20 protein-coding genes are annotated in these 17,798 nt (G+C 60.7%); 1 reads left to right on the top strand and 19 read right to left on the bottom strand.

The window, feature by feature from the left end:
* Positions 1-39: 39 nt before the first annotated feature.
* Complete coding sequence (ctrA, locus tag ACR0IR_RS05455; protein WP_170339250.1) at positions 40-756, bottom strand: response regulator transcription factor CtrA; 717 nt, start codon at positions 754-756, stop codon at positions 40-42.
* A gap of 84 nt (positions 757-840) precedes the next feature.
* Positions 841-1,134, bottom strand: coding sequence for a CtrA inhibitor SciP (gene sciP / locus ACR0IR_RS05450; protein ID WP_170338674.1), 294 nt, complete (start codon positions 1,132-1,134; stop codon positions 841-843).
* Positions 1,135-1,264: 130 nt separating this feature from the next.
* Between sciP and mnmA the strand changes: the two genes are divergently transcribed.
* Positions 1,265-2,410: a tRNA 2-thiouridine(34) synthase MnmA gene (gene mnmA / locus ACR0IR_RS05445; RefSeq protein WP_170363496.1), complete on the top strand. Its 1,146-nt coding sequence runs from the start codon at positions 1,265-1,267 to the stop codon at positions 2,408-2,410.
* Here mnmA and ACR0IR_RS05440 read toward each other — a convergent pair.
* From ACR0IR_RS05440 to ACR0IR_RS05360, 17 genes are all read right to left on the bottom strand, one after another.
* On the bottom strand, positions 2,404-2,988 hold the full coding sequence (locus tag ACR0IR_RS05440) for a hypothetical protein (RefSeq protein ID WP_174819629.1): 585 nt from the start codon (positions 2,986-2,988) through the stop codon (positions 2,404-2,406). The genes mnmA and ACR0IR_RS05440 overlap by 7 nt on opposite strands.
* Complete coding sequence (gene lpxB, locus ACR0IR_RS05435) at positions 2,988-4,145, bottom strand: lipid-A-disaccharide synthase (protein WP_170363498.1); 1,158 nt, start codon at positions 4,143-4,145, stop codon at positions 2,988-2,990. The genes ACR0IR_RS05440 and lpxB overlap by 1 nt, the downstream gene beginning before the upstream one ends.
* On the bottom strand, positions 4,145-4,939 hold the full coding sequence (locus ACR0IR_RS05430; RefSeq protein ID WP_170363499.1) for an LpxI family protein: 795 nt from the start codon (positions 4,937-4,939) through the stop codon (positions 4,145-4,147). The genes lpxB and ACR0IR_RS05430 overlap by 1 nt, the downstream gene beginning before the upstream one ends.
* A gap of 4 nt (positions 4,940-4,943) precedes the next feature.
* Positions 4,944-5,729, bottom strand: a complete 786-nt coding sequence (lpxA, locus tag ACR0IR_RS05425; protein WP_170363500.1) for an acyl-ACP--UDP-N-acetylglucosamine O-acyltransferase — start codon at positions 5,727-5,729, stop codon at positions 4,944-4,946.
* Complete coding sequence (gene fabZ, locus ACR0IR_RS05420; protein ID WP_170339263.1) at positions 5,726-6,199, bottom strand: 3-hydroxyacyl-ACP dehydratase FabZ; 474 nt, start codon at positions 6,197-6,199, stop codon at positions 5,726-5,728. The genes lpxA and fabZ overlap by 4 nt, the downstream gene beginning before the upstream one ends.
* Positions 6,200-6,271: 72 nt before the next feature.
* Positions 6,272-6,790 (bottom strand): OmpH/Skp family outer membrane protein, encoded by a 519-nt coding sequence (locus tag ACR0IR_RS05415; protein ID WP_367646449.1) that lies wholly within the window; start codon positions 6,788-6,790, stop codon positions 6,272-6,274.
* A 71-nt stretch (positions 6,791-6,861) separates the two neighbouring features.
* Positions 6,862-9,222, bottom strand: a complete 2,361-nt coding sequence (gene bamA / locus ACR0IR_RS05410) for an outer membrane protein assembly factor BamA (protein WP_170363502.1) — start codon at positions 9,220-9,222, stop codon at positions 6,862-6,864.
* A gap of 127 nt (positions 9,223-9,349) precedes the next feature.
* Positions 9,350-9,478: a hypothetical protein gene (locus ACR0IR_RS05405; RefSeq protein ID WP_254920122.1), complete on the bottom strand. Its 129-nt coding sequence runs from the start codon at positions 9,476-9,478 to the stop codon at positions 9,350-9,352.
* A gap of 103 nt (positions 9,479-9,581) precedes the next feature.
* The gene (gene rseP, locus ACR0IR_RS05400) at positions 9,582-10,934 is read right to left on the bottom strand and encodes an RIP metalloprotease RseP (protein ID WP_170363873.1); all 1,353 of its coding nucleotides are present in this window, start codon (positions 10,932-10,934) and stop codon (positions 9,582-9,584) included.
* A 4-nt stretch (positions 10,935-10,938) separates the two neighbouring features.
* Complete coding sequence (gene dxr / locus ACR0IR_RS05395) at positions 10,939-12,111, bottom strand: 1-deoxy-D-xylulose-5-phosphate reductoisomerase (RefSeq protein WP_170363503.1); 1,173 nt, start codon at positions 12,109-12,111, stop codon at positions 10,939-10,941.
* Positions 12,111-12,893 (bottom strand): phosphatidate cytidylyltransferase, encoded by a 783-nt coding sequence (locus ACR0IR_RS05390; RefSeq protein ID WP_170338692.1) that lies wholly within the window; start codon positions 12,891-12,893, stop codon positions 12,111-12,113. The genes dxr and ACR0IR_RS05390 overlap by 1 nt, the downstream gene beginning before the upstream one ends.
* The gene (gene uppS, locus ACR0IR_RS05385) at positions 12,890-13,621 is read right to left on the bottom strand and encodes a polyprenyl diphosphate synthase (RefSeq protein WP_170363504.1); all 732 of its coding nucleotides are present in this window, start codon (positions 13,619-13,621) and stop codon (positions 12,890-12,892) included. The genes ACR0IR_RS05390 and uppS overlap by 4 nt, the downstream gene beginning before the upstream one ends.
* Before the next feature lie 9 nt (positions 13,622-13,630).
* Entirely contained in the window at positions 13,631-14,194 is a 564-nt protein-coding gene (frr, locus tag ACR0IR_RS05380) for a ribosome recycling factor (RefSeq protein WP_170363505.1), read from the bottom strand.
* 183 nt (positions 14,195-14,377) lie between these two features.
* Positions 14,378-15,373: an acryloyl-CoA reductase gene (gene acuI / locus ACR0IR_RS05375; RefSeq protein WP_170338698.1), complete on the bottom strand. Its 996-nt coding sequence runs from the start codon at positions 15,371-15,373 to the stop codon at positions 14,378-14,380.
* An 88-nt stretch (positions 15,374-15,461) separates the two neighbouring features.
* Entirely contained in the window at positions 15,462-16,565 is a 1,104-nt protein-coding gene (locus ACR0IR_RS05370) for a dimethylsulfoniopropionate demethylase (protein ID WP_170363506.1), read from the bottom strand.
* 9 nt (positions 16,566-16,574) lie between these two features.
* Positions 16,575-17,093: a DinB family protein gene (locus ACR0IR_RS05365; RefSeq protein WP_170363507.1), complete on the bottom strand. Its 519-nt coding sequence runs from the start codon at positions 17,091-17,093 to the stop codon at positions 16,575-16,577.
* Complete coding sequence (locus ACR0IR_RS05360; protein ID WP_093962001.1) at positions 17,093-17,797, bottom strand: DUF1326 domain-containing protein; 705 nt, start codon at positions 17,795-17,797, stop codon at positions 17,093-17,095. The genes ACR0IR_RS05365 and ACR0IR_RS05360 overlap by 1 nt, the downstream gene beginning before the upstream one ends.
* Position 17,798 lies beyond the last annotated feature (1 nt).

Below are 17,798 nucleotides of genomic sequence, written 5' to 3'. Positions count from 1 at the left end.
AGTGCCACCCTGGACCGCGGTGGCAGATGGGTCAGATTTTCAGGCGCCGACGGCCAAGCGAGTGTTTTCCACCGTGTCCGTCTGGGGGTCGCGCAATACATATCCTCGGCCCCACACCGTTTCGATGTAGTTCTCGCCGCCCGTGGCGTTGCTGAGCTTTTTGCGCAGCTTGCAGATGAAAACGTCGATGATCTTGAGTTCCGGCTCGTCCATGCCGCCGTAAAGGTGGTTGAGGAACATCTCCTTGGTCAGGGTCGTGCCCTTGCGCAGGCTCAGAAGCTCAAGCATCTGGTATTCCTTGCCGGTCAGATGCACCGCCTGATTGTCGACCTCGACCGTCTTGGCATCCAGATTGACCGCGATTCGTCCGGTTCGGATAATCGATTGCGAATGACCTTTGGATCGGCGGATGATCGCATGGATCCGCGCCACCAACTCCTCGCGGTGGAACGGTTTGGTCAGGTAGTCGTCGGCCCCGAAACCGAAGCCCTTGATCTTGCTTTCGGTGTCGTCGGCTCCGGACAGGATCAGGATCGGCGTTTCAACCCTTGCAATGCGCAACTGACGCAGGACTTCATGTCCGTTCATGTCCGGCAGGTTCAGGTCAAGCAGGATCAGATCGTAGTCATACAGCTTGGCCAGATCTATGCCTTCTTCGCCCAGGTCCGTCGCATACACGTTAAGGTTGGCATGCGTCAGCATCAGCTCGATGCTTTTTGACGTGGTCGGATCATCCTCGACAAGAAGAATTCGCATTGCACTGCTCCAATTCAGCTCAACTATTCCAGTTCGGGTTAACCCTGATCACAAATGGTTAATCTGACGTTACCGTTGAATCATTTATTCGCTTTCGCCTTTAGGTTGTCTATATTTTTTTAGCGCCGTCACTTTCAAGGCCTCGATTCCGTGTTCGGCGACTGCAGACACCCATGTGTTGAACTCTTCGTCACTCAGGCCGTATCGTTTCTTGGCGTCCGACAAGGAGATCAATCCGTAAAGCACGCCTCGAACGACAATGGCCTTTCTTGATGCGACCCAGCGTTTCGTATCCGCAGGCGGCAAATCCGCTCGGGACAAAACAGACCCATCCGGCAGGGTAACTGACCTTGGTCCCTCAACTTTGTGCAAATACATCTTTCGACCCTTTTTCTGGTGCCACAAAGCTGACGGCAGTCTACTTAATGAGCGGTGAAACCGCCCCTTGAGAGTGCGTAGAATTTTCCTATATTCTGCCGGTCTTTCTTAACCCGGACTGGAACAGCCCATGGCCCTCGACACCGAGACCCCTCTGAACTCGCTTGGCTTTGCCAAACCCCCGTCGGAAACGCGGGTGGTCGTCGCCATGTCGGGGGGTGTCGACAGCTCGGTCGTGGCGGCGTATCTGGCGGATCAGGGCTATGACGTTGTTGGCGTAACCCTGCAGCTGTATGACCACGGGGCGGCGCTGGCCAAGAAGGGTGCGTGCTGTGCCGGGATCGACATCCACGACGCCCGCCGCGTGGCCGAGGAGCGCGGCTTCCCGCACTACGTTCTGGATTATGAAAGCATCTTCAAGGACGCCGTGATCGACGAGTTCGCCGACAGCTATCTGGCTGGTGCGACTCCGGTGCCCTGCATCCGCTGCAACGAGCGCGTCAAGTTCAAGGACCTGCTGGAAACCGCCAAGGATCTCGAGGCCGACTGCATGGCGACCGGCCACTACATCCAGCGCAAGATGGGCCCGAGCGGCCCTGAACTGCACTGCGCCGAAGACGCCAACCGCGACCAGTCCTATTTCCTGTTCTCAACCACGCCCGAGCAGCTGGAATTCCTGCGCTTCCCGCTGGGTCACCTGCCTTCGAAGGACGCGACCCGCGAGATGGCCGCCCAATACGGGCTGAGCGTAGCCGACAAGCCCGACAGCCAGGACATCTGTTTCGTGCCCAACGGCAACTATGCCAGCGTGATCGAGAAACTGCGCCCCGGCGCGGCCGAACCGGGCGAAATCGTTCACGCCGATGGCCGTGTTCTGGGCCAGCATGAGGGCGTGATCCACTACACGATCGGCCAGCGGCGCGGTCTGGGCATCGGCGGGCTCAGCGAGCCGCTCTATGTCGTCAAACTGGACGTGGACCGCAAACAGGTCGTCGTCGGCCCCAAGGAACTGTTGGCCACCCGCACCATCCCCGTGCGCGAGATCAACTGGCTGGGCGATGAGCCCTTCACCTTGCAGAAAGAATGGCATGTTTCGGTCAAGGTCCGCTCGACCCGCCCCCCGCGCGAGGCGATCATCCGTCCGCTGACCGACACCACCGCCGAGGTCGAGTTGCTGACGCCCGAAGAAGGTGTCTCGCCCGGGCAGGCCTGCGTGTTCTATGAAACCGAGGGCAGCCGCATCTTCGGCGGCGGCTGGATCTGGCGCGGTTACTGAACCGCGTCGGTCCACGAATTGCTGAGGATATAAAGCCCGGCGCAGATCATGACGTAAGGCACGAGGTACTCCAGCCGTTGCGCCAGACGTCCCGTCATGATCTGGGCGCGCCCACCGATCAGCCCCACGATCGCAAGGGAGAGCGCTGCTAGTCCTGCCCCAAGCACACCTGCCAGCCGGAAATCGGGGGTCGAGTCCGCCAGCAAGGGGGCGAGGACCGCAAACGTGTCCATCGAAAGGCTTGTGAACAACAACATTGTCACAAGCGCCGAGGCGCTGCCCGGCACTGCGGGCGCGTCCTGCGCATTTGTTCCGCGAAGCTGTCGAGCGGCCCCAAAAAGCCCCAAGGCCAGAGGGATGGCGCCGAGGTAGCCCGCCCAGTGCGGCACAACATCTTCGACCCCCAGCGCCAGCAGGAAAGCCGCGCCGATCACAAGCCCCTGTGCCAGCAGGAACCCCAGAACCGCGCGTTGCGGACCGGTGACGATCATCAGGGCGACCAGAGCCATGAGGTTGTCGAGATTGGTCAGCACCTGCGCCATGAAGGCCGAGGCCGCAAAGACCACATAGTCCAGCATCACGGCGTCATCCGCTCCAACACCGCGCGCGCGGCCCGAAGACCGGGCGCTTCGCCACCGCGGCCGAGACGTTCCATCGTGATGGCCATAGCCTGTTCCTGCGCGTCCGGCGCGGCCGACACGGAGGCAAGCGCGGCGGAAATGGCTTCAGGCGTGCAGTCATCCAGCAGGCATTCCGGCACTGTCCGGGTTTCGGACACCAGGTTGACCAGCGTGACCGTATCCAGCTTGACCATGCGTTCGGCGATCTTCTGGGTCAGCCAGGTCAGTTTATAGGCAATCACCATCGGCGTGGACTGGGCCGCCAGCTCCAATGAGACCGTGCCGGATGCGGCCAGCGCGATCTCGGCGGCGGCAAAGGCCGCACGTTTGCTGGCCACCGCCTGATCCGTGGCGATGTTGCGCGGGTCCACCACGACCGGCTGACCCGGCCAGGACCGGACATGGGCGGCCACGGTATCGGCCACATGCGCGACCGCCGGAACCACCACTCGCATGTCGGGGCGGTCTTTCAGGTACAGGTCAAGCGCCGCTCCGAATACGGGCGCCAGCCGATCGACCTCGCCCCGGCGCGAGCCGGGCAAGGCCAGCAGGATTGGCGCGTCGCCCAGCCCGTGATCGGCGCGGAACTGTGCGATCTGCGCGTCGGTTGCAACCGGCTCGCTGGCCACCGGGTGGCCCACGAAATCGCACTCCATTCCGGCGTTTTCCATATAGGGTGGCTCGAACGGCAGCAGGGCCAGAACATGGTCGATGACTTTGGCCATTTTGTCCGCCCTCTTGGGGCGCCAGGCCCAGACGCTGGGCGCGACGTAGTGCACGGTGCGTATATTGCTGCGCGCCTTGACCTGCTTGGCCACGCGCAGCGAAAAGTCGGGGCTGTCGATAGTAATCAGAACGTCGGGCTGGGTATCAAGAACGGCCTGCGCCGTTTCGGCGATGCGACGTTTGAGGTGAAAGAACTTGGGCAGAACCTCGACCAAGCCCATCACGCTGAGCTCGGACATCGGGAAGCGGCTGACCAGACCCTGAGCCTGCATCAGCGGCCCGCCAACCCCGTCGAATTCGATATCCGGAACAAGGGTCTTCAACCCCTCCATCAGCGCACCGCCCAGACGGTCGCCCGACGGTTCACCGGCGACCAGAAAAACGCGCATCAGACGACCCGCTCATGTACGTGCAGGAACAGGCCCAGGCGGTCGCATTCCGCGATCACTTGGGGCCGGTCCAACACGATCACCCCACCCTTTTCGATGACGATGCCGGACAAACCGGCCGCAACGGCGCTGGATACGGTGTCGGGGCCGATGGCAGGCAGATCGGCACGTCGGTCTTGGCCCGGCTTGGGGCCCTTGAACAGAATACCACCGCCCGCATCAGGGCGAGCGGCCAGAGATTGCAGCATCCAGGCCGTGCCGAAGGCCCCTTCGACAACCAGAACTTGGCCTTTGTGAACAACGCAAGCCTGTCCGATATCCGCTGCCCCCATGGCACGCAGGACACCCACGGCCCGGTTCGCATCGCCCAGCTCCGCCTCGGTCGGCTGTGCCTGAGTCAGACACCCGAGAGGCGGCAACAGGTCCGGAGCAATTTCGTGCGCGGCCCGCACGCGCAGTCCGGCGTCCTCCAAAATGCCGATCACCGCCCGCAAAGCTCCGTCGTCACCCAACATCAACGCCTGCTGTATGATCGGAACCAAGGGCATGGTCTGCGCGTCAATCCGGGCGGGGTTTATGTCTGGCCTGCGGACGGCACCTGCGAGGCATACATCTGTGACGCCGCGCGCTTTGAGCTCGGCGACAAAACTGCCCAACTGCTCCAGCGGGAAGGTCACGTCTGGCGTTAGAGTGTCGGGCTGAAATCCCTCCATCGCGCAAACCAAGGGGCGTTCCGGCAGGTGTGCAACCAGTTCGTCCGGCAAAACCCCTGTTCCCGCGATCAGAGCCAGCATGATCCTATTTCCTTGGTGTCAGGAACGAACGATCGCTTTCGCCCGTCACGAATTCCACGATCTGACGCACATAGTCGCTGTCTGTGCTGTCGCCCAGACGCTTGGCGCGGTCCATAAAGGTGCCCTCGCCTTCGGACAGCTCGCGAAAGGCCGCACGCAGCGCCGAAATGTCCGCGCGGGAAACGCCGCGGCGTTTCAGGCCAACAAGGTTCAGCCCCTCCAATTCGCCGCGCGAGGCCTGAACCAGGCCGTAAGGGATGACATCGTTGGGCACCATGGTTAGCGCACCGATGATGGCGCCGCGGCCCACGCGCACCCATTGGTGCAATCCGGAAATGCCGCCGATGATCACGTCATCCTCGATGATGCAGTGGCCGGCGGCGCCGGAATGGTTCACCATGATCACCCGGTTGCCGATCTGCACGTCATGGGCCACATGGACCCCGGCCATCAGTAGGCAGTCATCGCCGATGCGAGTGACGCCGCCGCCGCCCTCGGTGCCGGTATTGACCGTAACGTGTTCCCGGATGCGGTTTCGCTTGCCAATTTCCAGCCGCGTGTTTTCGCCCCCGAACTTGAGGTCCTGCGGGATTTCACCAATCACCGAAAAGTTGAAGATGACGCAGTCGTCACCGATCGAGGTATCTCCTGTGACAACCACATGCGACTTCAATTCGACGCGGTCGCCCAAACGCACCTGTGGCCCCACATGGCAGAACGGGCCGATTACGCAGTCCTGGCCGATCTGAGCGCCGTCTTCGATGATCGCGCTGGGATGAATTCGGCTCATGCTGTTTTTTCCATATCCCAATCGACGTAGGCCGAGAACTCGGCCTCGGCCGCCACTTCTCCGTCAACGGTCGCACGGCCGCTGAACTTGAAGATCTTGCCGCCCTTCTTGCCGCGCACGGTTTCGACATGCATTTTCAGCACGTCACCCGGCACCACTTTGCGTCGGAATTTGCATTTGTCGATATTCATGAAATAGATCAGCAGCTCGCTGTCGATGACATCCATGCCGACGCCCAGCATAACACCTGCGGTTTGCGCCATCGCTTCGACGATGGTCACGCCGGGCATGATCGGCGTTCCGGGGAAATGGCCCTGGAAATGCGGCTCGTTCATGGTGACGTTCTTGATACCAACCGCCGACTGATAGCCGTCAATCTCTTCCACCTTGTCAACCAGCAGGAACGGATAGCGATGCGGCAGGATCCGCTGGATCAGCTGAATGTCGGCGCTCTTGGTTTCCGTGGTCATTTTCAGGATGTCCTGTTCTCGAGGTCTCGTTCACGCGTGGTTAGCAATACCCGTACCCAAGGGCAAGCCACGCTATGGCTTGTCGCCCTCTTCCAGCTGCGATCCGTCGCCGATGGCCGCGTCGATCTTGCGGATGGCGATGGCCGTAACATCCGAGGCGTCCGAGCTGAGAAATACGTTGGATCGTTCGATGATCAGCGACGCGCCAGTTTCACGCAGCAGGTCGATGAGCACGGGCTGGGCCAGCTCAAAGAACTGATTGCGCGCCTCGTCACTGCGGCGGGCCAGAGCATCCAGTTTCGCGCGTTGCCCCTCGCGGTGAGACTGAACCTTTCGGTCGAAGGCTTCCGCAAGCGGGCGAAACTCCTCAGGGCTCAACACTTCCCGCTTTTCCGTCAACTCTTTTTCCTCGCGGCTCAGCTCGGCAACGATGCGTTCATTTTCAGCGGCCAGCGCAGCACTTTCTGCTTCGATCTCATCAAAAACCCGTCGCCCGAATGCTGACTCGGTAAAGATCCGGTCGCTTGAGATGGTCAGCACGCCGGATTGCGGTACACCCAACTGCTGGGCGGCCACTGGGAGCGACACCACCAGGAAGATCAAAACACACAGGGCCCGTGACGGGCCCTGTACAAACTTCGATATCGCTTTGACCATGGACGTCAGAACCGTGCCTGAATGGTAAAGTCGAAGTTCTGCTCTTTGTCGAAGTCTTCCTTCTTCACGGCCTGCGAGAAGTTGAACCGCAGCGGACCGAACGGCGTATCCCATAGCAGCGAGACGCCGATGACCTGACGGATCGAGCCGTCTGCGCCGACGATATTGGCACCTGTCGTATCAACATTGTTGATGTTGTACAGGTTGCCGATGTCATAGAAGACACCGCCGCGCAGCCCCAGTTCCTCGGGCAGACCCAACGGGAAGTCCGACTCGAACCGGGCGACCCAGTAGTAGTTGCCGCCGATCGCATCATCCTGCCCGTTCGACAGGTCACGAGGGCCGATACCGGCCGGCTCGAAGCCGCGGAACGTTGTCGGACCCAGAACATAACGGTCAATTGCCCGACTGAAGTCGTCACCTTGCCAATGGAGCGCGCCGGCCTCGAAGGACGCACGCAGCGTCATTTCCTCGTTCAGAACCTTTGTCTGGGCAATCGCCCGGGTCGAGGTCTTGAAGTACTTGTTGTCGCCACCAAGGCCAGCCGCGTCCACGCCGACCTCGAACAGAACACCTGCATTCGGGTTCAGGCCGCCCAGCCGGCTGTCATAGACATAGGCCAGCCCCAGCGAGCTTGTCGAACGCTTGCCTTGCGCGATTTCCGACGCGATGACTGCCCCGTTGACCTCGTCATCCTGCTGCGACATCTCGGACTTGTTCCAGTTGTAACGCAGCCGCAACGAGGACAGTTCGCCAATCGCATAGCTGAGCTGCGGATTGATGAACACGCTCTTGGTGTCATAGCTGGCAAAGCTGGAATTGGTCCTTGAAAGGCCAAAGCCCAGATCGAAACGCAGTTTCCGGCCCAACAGGTACGGTTCGGCAAAGTTGATGACGTACTGCTCAGAGTCCTGCGCAGTCGACAGCGTCAGGCCAAATTCCTGTCCGCGCCCGAGGAAGTTCCGTTCCTCAAGCCGGATGGCGATCCCGAAACCGTCGGAAACCGAGTAGCTGCCGCCCAACGCCAGCGAACCGGTCGGCTGCTCCTGGACATCCACGTCCACGATCACCTGGCTGGGGCTGGACCCTTCGCGAGTTTCCACATCCGCGACCGAGAAGAAACCCAAGGCTCGGATACGTTCGGCACTCTGCCGGATTTCGCGCGGGTTGAAGGGGTCACCCTCGACCGTGTCGAACTGGCGCCGGATGACCCGGTCCAGAGTGGTCGTGTTGCCCTCGATGTCGATCCGTTCGACGAAAATGCGCGGGCCTCTGGTCAGCACGAACTGAACGTCCAGCGTCAGGTCACGGTCGTTGCGGGTCACACGCGGCTCAACGCGCAGAAAGTCGACGCCCTGCTTCAGGCCAAGACGCTCCTGCCGAGCGATCGAATTCTCAATCAGAGTTGGCGAATACGTAACACCAGGTTTGATCTTGAGGGCCTTCTGATACTCGGCCGCATCAACGCCCGGGATTTCGCTGACCGTCGAGATGTTGCCGAACGAGAATTTCTGACCTTCGGTGATGTTCATCACCAGATAGAAGGCGTCGCGCTCACGCGTGAACTCGACATTGGCGCTGTTGATCCGAAAATCGACATAGCCGCGCGACAGGTAGAAATCACGCAGAACCTGTTTGTCGAATTCGATGCGGTCGGCAATGAACGTGTCACCGCGCAGGAAGGTACGCAGGATGTTGGCCTGCTTGGATTCAAGGACACGGCGCAGACGACGGTCGGAATATGCACGGTTTCCAACAAAGCTGACGCGCTCGATCTCAATCGTGGTGCCTTCGGCGACTTCAAAAACCAGATCCACCCGGTTGTCGCTGCGGCGGATGATCCGCGGAATGACAGTGGCCGACACACGCCCTTGCGCCGAGTAGATTTCGGCGATCTTGTCAGCGTCGGACTCCGCGACCTGCGGCGTGAACACCCGGCGCGGCTGCGACGAGATTGCCTGGATCAACACGTCGTCCTTTACGCGGCGATTGCCCTCGATGCTGATCTTGTTGATCGTCGGATACTCGGCGACCTCGATCACCAGAGTGTTCCCGCGCGGGGTCAATTCGACTGTCTCAAAAACACCACTGTCAAGCAAACGCTGGTAGGCGTCATTCAACTGGCCCGCAGTGACTGTCTGACCGGGTGTGATTCCTGTCCGGGCGATAATGGTGGACGTCTCAATGCGACGGTTGCCCTGAACATCGAACGACGAAATCGTGTAGGTCTGGGCCTGGGCGGCTTGCGGTACCGCCGTAAAACTCATTGCCGCAAAGAGGAAAAAAATCGTTAGTGCCCGCCACAAAATGTTGCCGTGCGGTTGCGCAGTACCGCAGGATGTGCCCGCGCCTCTCCTGTAAGCCATTTTTGTCTCTACCTAGAATTTCGGACTTTAGAAGTTGAGTAGCCGCTCTGGTGGGCCTTGTCAAAAGCACAAACGAAAAACGCGACCGGATCGGTCGCGCTCGAGTCGTTCAGCTGGGTATGGGGAATCACATACCGGCCAGATATGCGGCGCCTGCCAGTGCCAAAGCGGTCAGCCCAAAGCTCAGCAACGCGTCCCAGTTCAATACAAACAGGAAGCTGAAGCCCCGATAGGAATTTCGCAATGCCTTGGTCATTGGTTACAGCCCGCTTGATTGCACGTCTCGGCAAAATTACACCAAACAAACTAGGTTTGAATTGAGGCAATTTTGCGACCGTAACGCGTCAATGCCGCCACAATCAGCAGAACAGGTCGTTGCTTACCGAGAAGATCATGAGGCTGAGAATTAACGTGATGCCCACCGCCATCAACAGTTGCAAAGCTCGGTCGCTGGGCGGTTTCCCCGCGACTGCTTCGTAGGCGTAGAAAACAAGGTGGCCCCCGTCCAATGCCGGGATTGGGAACAGGTTCAGCAGGCCTACAGCAGTGGACAGAACCGCGATGAAGAAGATGAAGCTCTGCGCCCCTTGGCTCGCCATCGCGCCTGAGGTTTCCGCGATACCAATGGGTCCGGACATGTTGCAGGTGCTGATCGCACCGGTGACCATGTGCCATATGCCGGACAGCGACCCCTCGATGATGCGGCCGGTCTGGATGACACCGCCATGCAGCGAGTCGACTAGACCCGCAGGTTCGGTCGCCGGGACCAGCATCATGCCGCCGACGATTCCAATCCGCCATTCGGTTTTGAAGCCGCCGTCCGCCTGTGGTTCATCCGTGCGACGCGGCGCCAGTGCAAATTCCAACTCGGCGCCGTCGCGCCAAACGTCCAGCAAAAGCACCTTCCCGTCCGAGCTTTCGACCTTTTCCTTCAGCTGTTCAAAGGCAAAAATCGGATCGCCATCAACCAAGGTGATGACGTCGCCCGCCTGCAACTGGATATCCATCGCAGCACTGCGCGGAGCGACCTGCTGGATCAAGGGCGGGAACAGCCACGGGGCCGACACGTCGAGGGTCTGGCCGTCGCGGATGACAGTGTATTCGAGAACCGGCTGCACCGGCAGCGCTTCGGTAAACTCGGTCCAGGCCCCCTCCTGATCGAAATCAGGCGTGGGGATGCCAGCGATCGCAACGATTTCGTCCCCCTCCTGAAGCTCCTGCACAGTGCCCGGCAGAGGTTTCAGCGATCCGACCGTCAGTGGCTCGCGGGTCACGCCTTGCGACCAGAAGATCAAACCGAAGACAAGGATCGACAGAACGAAATTGAAGACCGGCCCGGCTGCAACCGTGGCAGTCCGCGCCCAAAGCGGTGCGCCATGCATCGTCCGACGCAATTCCTCGGAGCTTTGCGTGGTGATTTCGGCCATCGTCTCGGCGTCCTTGCCCGAGGCCGCATTGGCATCGCCCAGGAATTTCACGTAACCGCCAAAAGGCAGCAGAGCGATCTGCCATTTGGTGCCGCGTTTGTCCATTCGGCTCCAAAGCACCGGACCAAACCCCAACGAGAACACCTCGGCATGGATCCCGGACCAGCGGCCAACGATGTAGTGCCCGTATTCATGCACCGCCACGATGACGGACAGCGCCACGACGAATGCGGCAATCGTATAAACCAGCCCACCAAATTGCGGGATCAGCGAGAGTATGTCCAAAATTCTATCCTGCTCTTCGTAGTACGGCGTCATCCACCCATTGACGTGCCAGATGGTCCGTTTTCAGGACGTTATCAAGGGTTAAAGGGGCATCAATAAGGCCGCCTGCATCGCCGAAACGGTCCAGAACGGCGGCCACGGCGTCGGTCATGTCCAGAAAGCCGATGCGTTGACCGATGAAATGATCCAACGCACGCTCCTTGGCGGCGTTGAAGATCGCGCCTGACAGGCCACCGCGCTGCATGACCTCGCGGGCCAGCCGCAAGGCCGGGTAGCGCGCCGGGTCCGGATCACGAAAACGCAGCTGACCCAACTTGGCCAGGTCCAGGCGCGGCACCGGCAGGTCGCGCCTTTCGGGCCAATGCAGTGCATAGCCGATCGCATGCCGCATATCAGGCGCACCTAGATGCGCCATCACTGCGCCATCGCGAAATCCGACCAGAGCATGCACGATGGATTCCGGGTGAACCACAACCTCGATCCGGTCAGGGTTGATCCCGAAAAACTCTTTGGTCTCGATCACTTCCAACGCCTTGTTGAACATCGAGGCGCTGTCGATCGTTATCCGCTGCCCCATGTCCCAATTGGGGTGGCTCGAAGCTTGCTCGACCGTAGCGCCGGCCAGCTTCTCGACCGGCCAGTCGCGAAAGGCGCCGCCGCTGGCAGTGATGATGATGCGTTCGACCGCATCCATGTCTTCACCGACAAGCGCCTGAAAGACCGCCGAATGTTCGCTGTCGACAGGCAGCAGACGCGCGCCATGGCGTTCCGCGGTTTCCAGAACAAGCGGGCCGGCACACACCAGCGTTTCCTTGTTTGCCAAGGCCAGGGTCGCGCCCTGCTTCAACGCCTCGAGCCCCGGCGCCAAACCGGCCGAGCCAACAATGGCGGACATGACCCAGTCTGCCGGGCGAGCGGCCGCTTCGATCAGCGCGGTTGCGCCCGCGGCGGCCTCGATCCCTGTGCCGGACAATGCATCGCGAAGATCATCCAGATGCTGGTCAAAGGCGGTTACTGCCACTTCAGCGCCCAGCCGGCGGGCGTCCTGCGCCAACTGCCGGACATTCGCCCCGCCGGTGACGGCGACCACCTTGTAATCCTCCGGGGCCCGAGCAATCAGATCGATCGTATTCTGGCCAATCGATCCGGTCGCGCCGAATATCGAAACCTTTCGCATCAGATTTCCCCGGGCGAATAGACCAGCGACGCGATCAGAACCATCAGCGATGCACCCATCATGCCGTCAAATCGATCCAGAAAACCGCCATGTCCTGGCACCAGGTTCGAGCTGTCTTTGACCCCGAACCGCCGCTTGACGGCGCTTTCCACGATATCACCGGCCTGGCTGGCCATCGAGGCCAGGACCGAAACCAAAACAAACCGATAGCCAAACCCGGCATACGCGGCAACGGCTGCGCCCACCAGCGCGGCTGCCACCCAGCCGCCCGCCGTGCCCGACCAGGTTTTCTTGGGGCTGACCCGCGGCCAGAACTTCGGGCCACCGAACGTCTTTCCCACGAAGTACCCAGCTACGTCCGTGGCAACGACGACCAGGATCAACCAGACCATCCAGCCAAACCCCATCGTCTCGCGGATCTGGATGAACCCGTAACCCGCGCAGGCAATCCACATGGCAAACAGCACGTAGATCCCGCGTGAGTGCGAGACCTGCCCTGCCCCGACCAGTGCGGGCGCGATCAGAAAGGGCAGTTTGTAGAGCGGCGGAACATGATAGCTAAGCATGACGGCAACGCCGGTCAGGATTCCCAACTGAACCGCAACGCCCATCCGATCGGAATCGATCATGCGAACCAGTTCCCAGGTCATCAGACCACACGCGGCGGCAACAAATGTCTCGAACCATAGTCCGCCCAGCCAAACCTCGACCGCTCCAATAGCGACGAGTACCAGGGCAGACAAGACCCGGGTGGTGAGGTCGGACCATCGGCCGTCCGTCATGCCGGAACTGCTCCGAACCGGCGTTCGCGCGACCCGAAGCTCTTGCACAGCCGTTCCAGCTCGGCCGCGGTGAAGTCGGGCCAGAGCGTGTCGATGAATTCGTATTCCGAGTAAGCGGATTGCCAGAGAAGGAAATTCGATATCCGCGCCTCGCCGCTGGTGCGAATGACCAGATCGGGGTCAGGCAGGACGCGCGTGTCCAGATATCTGGGCAGCGTTTCCTCGTCGACATCTTCTGGCCGCAGGTTGCCTGCGGCAACGTCCCGCGCCAGCCGCTTGGTTGCCCGGGCCACTTCGTCCCGACCACCATAATTGAGAGCGACGGTCAGGTGGACAAGGTCATTGTCGGACGTCTCGCGCTCCAACGTGTCCATCAACTCGATCAGTTTGGCATCCAGCCGCACCCTGTCGCCGATGAATCGGACACGGATACCGTTTTGGGCCAGGGTTCGGGTTTCCTTGATGATGTAGCGCTTGAACAGGCTCATCAGACCGGCAACCTCGACCTGGGTCCGTTTCCAGTTTTCCGTCGAGAAGGCAAAAATCGTCAGGTACTTGATCCCCAGCCCCGGGCAGGCTTCGACCACTTCGCGCACCCGACGGGCACCGGCGTGATGCCCGTACAGCCGTGGCCGGCCGCGCGCCTGGGCCCACCTACCGTTGCCATCCATGATGATGGCCACGTGACGCGGTCCACAGGGGAGCTCGTTTTGGGGATCAGCGGGCATGGCCTGCGCTCAAACCTGCATGATTTCGGCCTGCTTGGCCTCAAGGGCCGCATCTACGGCCTTGATCATCTGGTCGGTCAGTTCCTGAACCTCGGTTTCCCAGAATTTCTGATCGTCTTCCGACAGGCCGTCGGCCTTGGCTTTCTTGATCTGATCCATGCCATCGCGGCGCACGTTGCGAATGGCAACGCGGGCGTGTTCGGCGTATTGCCCGGCCACTTTGCCCAGCTCGCGGCGGCGCTCTTCGTTCAGCTCGGGGATAGGCAGCATGATGATCGTTCCGTTCAGCTGCGGGTTGATGCCCAGTCCGCTTTCCCGGATCGCCTTTTCCACTTTGCCGACCAAAGACTTGTCCCAAACATTCACGGTGACCATGCGCGGCTCGGGAACGTTTACAGTGCCGACCTGGTTGATCGGTGTCATCGACCCATACGCATCCACCATAACCGGCTCGAGCATCGAAGCCGACGCACGCCCGGTGCGCAGCGACGCGAATTCGGTTCTGAGGTTGGCCATCGCGCCATCCATGCGGCGTTTCAGATCATCGGTGTCCAGTTCAAAATCGTCAGGCATGCTGCTCACTCCCCGTCTTCAGGTGATGTTGGAATGGCTCTTACGCCATCGCACCTGGGATGTATAGCAATCATGATCGGGAAATGTGGCAATGACCAGAGTTGTTTCCGCGAAAAACCCAATCCCCCGGACAAAAAAGACCGGCCCTGTGGCGGGCCGGTCTGACACAGAAAAAACCAAGGCTCAGGCGTTCAGGTCAACGACCACGCGCCCCTTGACCTGACCGTTGAGGATGTCGGCACCCAGCTTCGGAAGGTCATTCAGAGTGGCAGGTTGGATCATCGCTTCCAGCTTGTCCATCGGCAGATCCGAAGCCACGCGCTGCCAGGCCCGCAGTCGGTTGTCGAACGGCTGCATCACGCTGTCGATTCCCAACAGGTTGACACCACGCAGCAGGAACGGAATGACGGTCGCCGGCAGGCCCGCGCCACCAGCCAGACCGACTGCTGCCACCGAGGCGCCATACTTCATCTGGCCCAGAACGCGCGCTAGCATTGCGCCCCCGACGGCATCAACGCAGCCAGCCCAGGTTTCGCTTTCCAGCGGACGTTTGGTGGTTTCGTTCAACTCGTCACGCGGCACGATCGACGTCGCACCAAGCGCCTTCAGATAGCCTTCGGTTTCAGGCCGCCCGGTCACTGCCGCAACTTCGTATCCCAGATTGGCCAAAATCGCCGTGGCAACCGAGCCGACGCCCCCGGCTGCACCGGTTACCAGAACCGGCCCGCGGTCGGGCGTCAGACCGTGATCTTCCAGCGCCATCACCGCCAGCATCGCGGTAAAACCGGCAGTTCCCACGGCCATGGCCTGGCGCGTGCTCAACCCCTCGGGCAGAGGGACCAGCCAATCGGCCAGCGCGCTGGCCTTCTGAGCGTATCCGCCCCAATGCGCCTCACCCACGCGCCAACCTGTCAACACCACTTTGTCACCGGGCTTGTACCTGTCGTCCGAGGATTCTTCGACCGTTCCGGCATAATCGATCCCGGGCACATGCGGGTAGTTTCGGACCAAACCGCCGCCCTTGGGCGACATGCACAAACCATCCTTGTAGTTGACGGTCGAGAACTCGACGGCCACACGCACTTCACCATGCGGCAAGTCATCTTCCGAGATCTGCTTGATCACCGGGCTGGCCAGTCCGCTTTCCTCGTCCTTTTCCATCACCAAAGCGTTGAACATATTCCAATTCCTTTCATTGACCGTGGCCCGAGCAATTTCTCATCTGGCCCAAATGCTTCCCGGGTGCGTCCCGCGCGCCCTTCCCGGCTCAAATCCAGAACTTGTCCTGCACGATTGCAGTCCGCATTCCAGACGGCGTTTCGACTTCAACCTGCGTTCCCGGATCCCAGTGGCTCAGCCGCAGCATACCGATCGACACGTTGGTTTGAAAATCCGGCGACCAGGTGGCCGAGGTCACCTGGCCCACACGCTTGCCGCCGCCATAGACCGGCCACGGCCGATCGCAGGGGGGCACCGCGTCGCCCTCGATCGCGATCGGACGGATTTGCTGAACCGGCCCCTCTTTGGCCACCCGCAACAGCGCATCCCGCCCGATGCAGCCAATGGCCGTATGCGTGTTGCAGAACTTGCCCAACCCGCATTCATGGGGCGTGTTGTCATCGGTCATGTCATTGCCGTAAGACAGCAACCCGCCCTCGATCCGCTCGATCAGGTTGGGGCAGCCCGCCCGAACCTGCAGGTCCTCTCCGGCGGCAAAAAGCGCATTCCACAAGGGCATGCCGACGTCGCCGCCTTCGACATAGATCTCGAACCCGCCCTGTTTGGAATAACCCGACCGCGCAATCGCCAGATCACGCCCTTCGAACTGAAACATGTCGAACTTGAAGAAGCGGATATCGCGCACCCGGTCGCCAAAGACCCGCGCCATCAGGTCATCCGCCTTGGGTCCCTGCACCGCCAAAGGCGACACGTCCGGCTCATCCACCAGAACATCCAGCCGATACCCGTTCGCCAAGCCTTTGACCCACAACAGCAAATCGCTGTCTGCGATCGAAATCCACCAGCGGTCATCCGCCAGTTTCACCGCCACGGGATCGTTCAGCATACCCCCGGTTTCGTCCACGATCGGCACATAGTAGCACTGGCCCGGCAACATGCCGCGCAGGTCGCGCGGCGTCAGCATCTGCATCAATCGCGCCGCATCGGGGCCGCGCAGTTCGACCTGCCGCTCGCAGGCCACATCCCAGACCTGTACATGGGTCTTGAGATGCCTATAGTCGGCCTCTACGCTTTCAAACACCGTTGGCAGCAGCATCCGGTTGTAGACGGTATAGCCTTTGACACCGGCCGCCTCGACCCCGTCAGAGAACGGTGTGCGCCGCAGCCGGCGCGACAAAGAAATCTGTGGCACCTAGACCTCCTATGGCATGAAAACGAGATCGCTGACCGGGGCCCCAGACCCGGCCTCGGTCAGCATTTTGTGGATTTGTCCCCGGTGATGCGTTTGATGATTGAAAAAATGCATCACACACACGGCGTAAGGTAATGTAATGTTTTCTTCTTTTGCGGCGGAATACCATGTGAACGGGCCCGAGATTGGCTCGTCGCCCAGAGTATCAACCCAAGCATCGATCCGGGCATCGATGGTCTCGCGCAGTGGAAGCCAGTGCACCAGATCCGGGCACAGGTGGACGCTTTCGTGAATACCGCCGCCCTTGCGGTGCGGATTGCTTTCAGGCCCCGGACCTTTGTCGAACCGGGACATCCAGATCCAGTCGCCCCACAGCAGATGGTTGGCAGTCCCCAAGATCGACCCGAAAAACGCGCCGCGTTCCCGGGTCAATTCCTCGGGCGAAAGCTCTTGAAGAAAGCCCGCCAACTGGCTGTTCTGCCAGCGGTTATAGCGGGCCATCTGCCGAGCATAGGCGCCGGTGATCATCACTTGGGTCCGTGCCAGTCGATCGGGCAGATTTCGGCCGATTTGCCGCCGAAATCCCAGACACGACCATAGTCGCGCACCTTCGACTTGGTGCCACGCGCCACGATGATGTCCGGACCCATCCAATACTTGGAGTTCGAAACCATGACCGGATGTTCGGGGTCTTTGCCTGCCAGCATCTCGATCTCACCCTGGATCTTGCGGCCGATGACGATGCGGCGTTTGTTGCCGTCGCGCTCGATCTGCACTGGAGCACGCTCGGCGCCGATGATTTCACTCACCAGCATCGTGAACAGCCCAGTGGTGCCACCGGCCTGCCCGCTGAAGATTTGCAGCAGGCCGTTGTACGCCTTGCCACTTGCGCGCTCATCCACGTACGCGGCGACCTTCCACTGGCCTTCGCCCATCCGGCCGGGAATATCTACCAGCAGACCAACGTTCAGACCCGACAGGTCCTCACCTTCATAGTGTCCCTCGTCGATGATCACGCCCATCCAGGCATGACAATGCCCTTCGGTCGGAGGGTGCGCCCCTAGCGAAACCACGCAGGGGCAGAAAACATCGCAGGAGCAGTTCAGGATAAGCTCACCCTTGATGGCCCAGTCCGTCGGGCTCATCTCGCGCCGCTTGGGGTTGGGCATCCGGCTGTCAATTCGCTGACTGACCGGCAGCTTGTCGGCATCGGGTTTTCTGTTTTTTGCCATC

The organism is Ruegeria sp. CF2 (assembly GCF_056537385.1).
Note: the sequence above shows the minus strand (reverse complement) of the source record. Positions and strands in the feature narration are given on the sequence as shown.

Excerpts from the sequence above, each read along its gene's own strand:
- frr (WP_170363505.1), bottom strand. The coding sequence starts at position 14,194 with ATGCCTGACGATTTTGAACTGGACACCGATGATCTGAAACGCCGCATG.
- acuI (WP_170338698.1), bottom strand. The coding sequence starts at position 15,373 with ATGTTCAACGCTTTGGTGATGGAAAAGGACGAGGAAAGCGGACTGGCC.
- ACR0IR_RS05440 (WP_174819629.1), bottom strand. The coding sequence starts at position 2,988 with ATGCTGGACTATGTGGTCTTTGCGGCCTCGGCCTTCATGGCGCAGGTG.
- ACR0IR_RS05360 (WP_093962001.1), bottom strand. The coding sequence starts at position 17,797 with ATGGCAAAAAACAGAAAACCCGATGCCGACAAGCTGCCGGTCAGTCAG.
- dxr (WP_170363503.1), bottom strand. The coding sequence starts at position 12,111 with ATGCGAAAGGTTTCGATATTCGGCGCGACCGGATCGATTGGCCAGAAT.
- bamA (WP_170363502.1), bottom strand. The coding sequence starts at position 9,222 with ATGGCTTACAGGAGAGGCGCGGGCACATCCTGCGGTACTGCGCAACCG.
- ACR0IR_RS05390 (WP_170338692.1), bottom strand. The coding sequence starts at position 12,893 with ATGACGGACGGCCGATGGTCCGACCTCACCACCCGGGTCTTGTCTGCC.
- ACR0IR_RS05365 (WP_170363507.1), bottom strand. The coding sequence starts at position 17,093 with ATGATCACCGGCGCCTATGCTCGGCAGATGGCCCGCTATAACCGCTGG.
- ACR0IR_RS05405 (WP_254920122.1), bottom strand. The coding sequence starts at position 9,478 with ATGACCAAGGCATTGCGAAATTCCTATCGGGGCTTCAGCTTCCTGTTT.
- lpxB (WP_170363498.1), bottom strand. The coding sequence starts at position 4,145 with ATGCGCGTTTTTCTGGTCGCCGGTGAACCGTCGGGCGACCGTCTGGGC.
- fabZ (WP_170339263.1), bottom strand. The coding sequence starts at position 6,199 with ATGACCACGGAAACCAAGAGCGCCGACATTCAGCTGATCCAGCGGATC.
- sciP (WP_170338674.1), bottom strand. The coding sequence starts at position 1,134 with ATGTATTTGCACAAAGTTGAGGGACCAAGGTCAGTTACCCTGCCGGAT.
- lpxA (WP_170363500.1), bottom strand. The coding sequence starts at position 5,729 with ATGAGCCGAATTCATCCCAGCGCGATCATCGAAGACGGCGCTCAGATC.
- ctrA (WP_170339250.1), bottom strand. The coding sequence starts at position 756 with ATGCGAATTCTTCTTGTCGAGGATGATCCGACCACGTCAAAAAGCATC.
- mnmA (WP_170363496.1), top strand. The coding sequence starts at position 1,265 with ATGGCCCTCGACACCGAGACCCCTCTGAACTCGCTTGGCTTTGCCAAA.
- ACR0IR_RS05430 (WP_170363499.1), bottom strand. The coding sequence starts at position 4,939 with ATGCTGGCTCTGATCGCGGGAACAGGGGTTTTGCCGGACGAACTGGTT.
- uppS (WP_170363504.1), bottom strand. The coding sequence starts at position 13,621 with ATGCCCGCTGATCCCCAAAACGAGCTCCCCTGTGGACCGCGTCACGTG.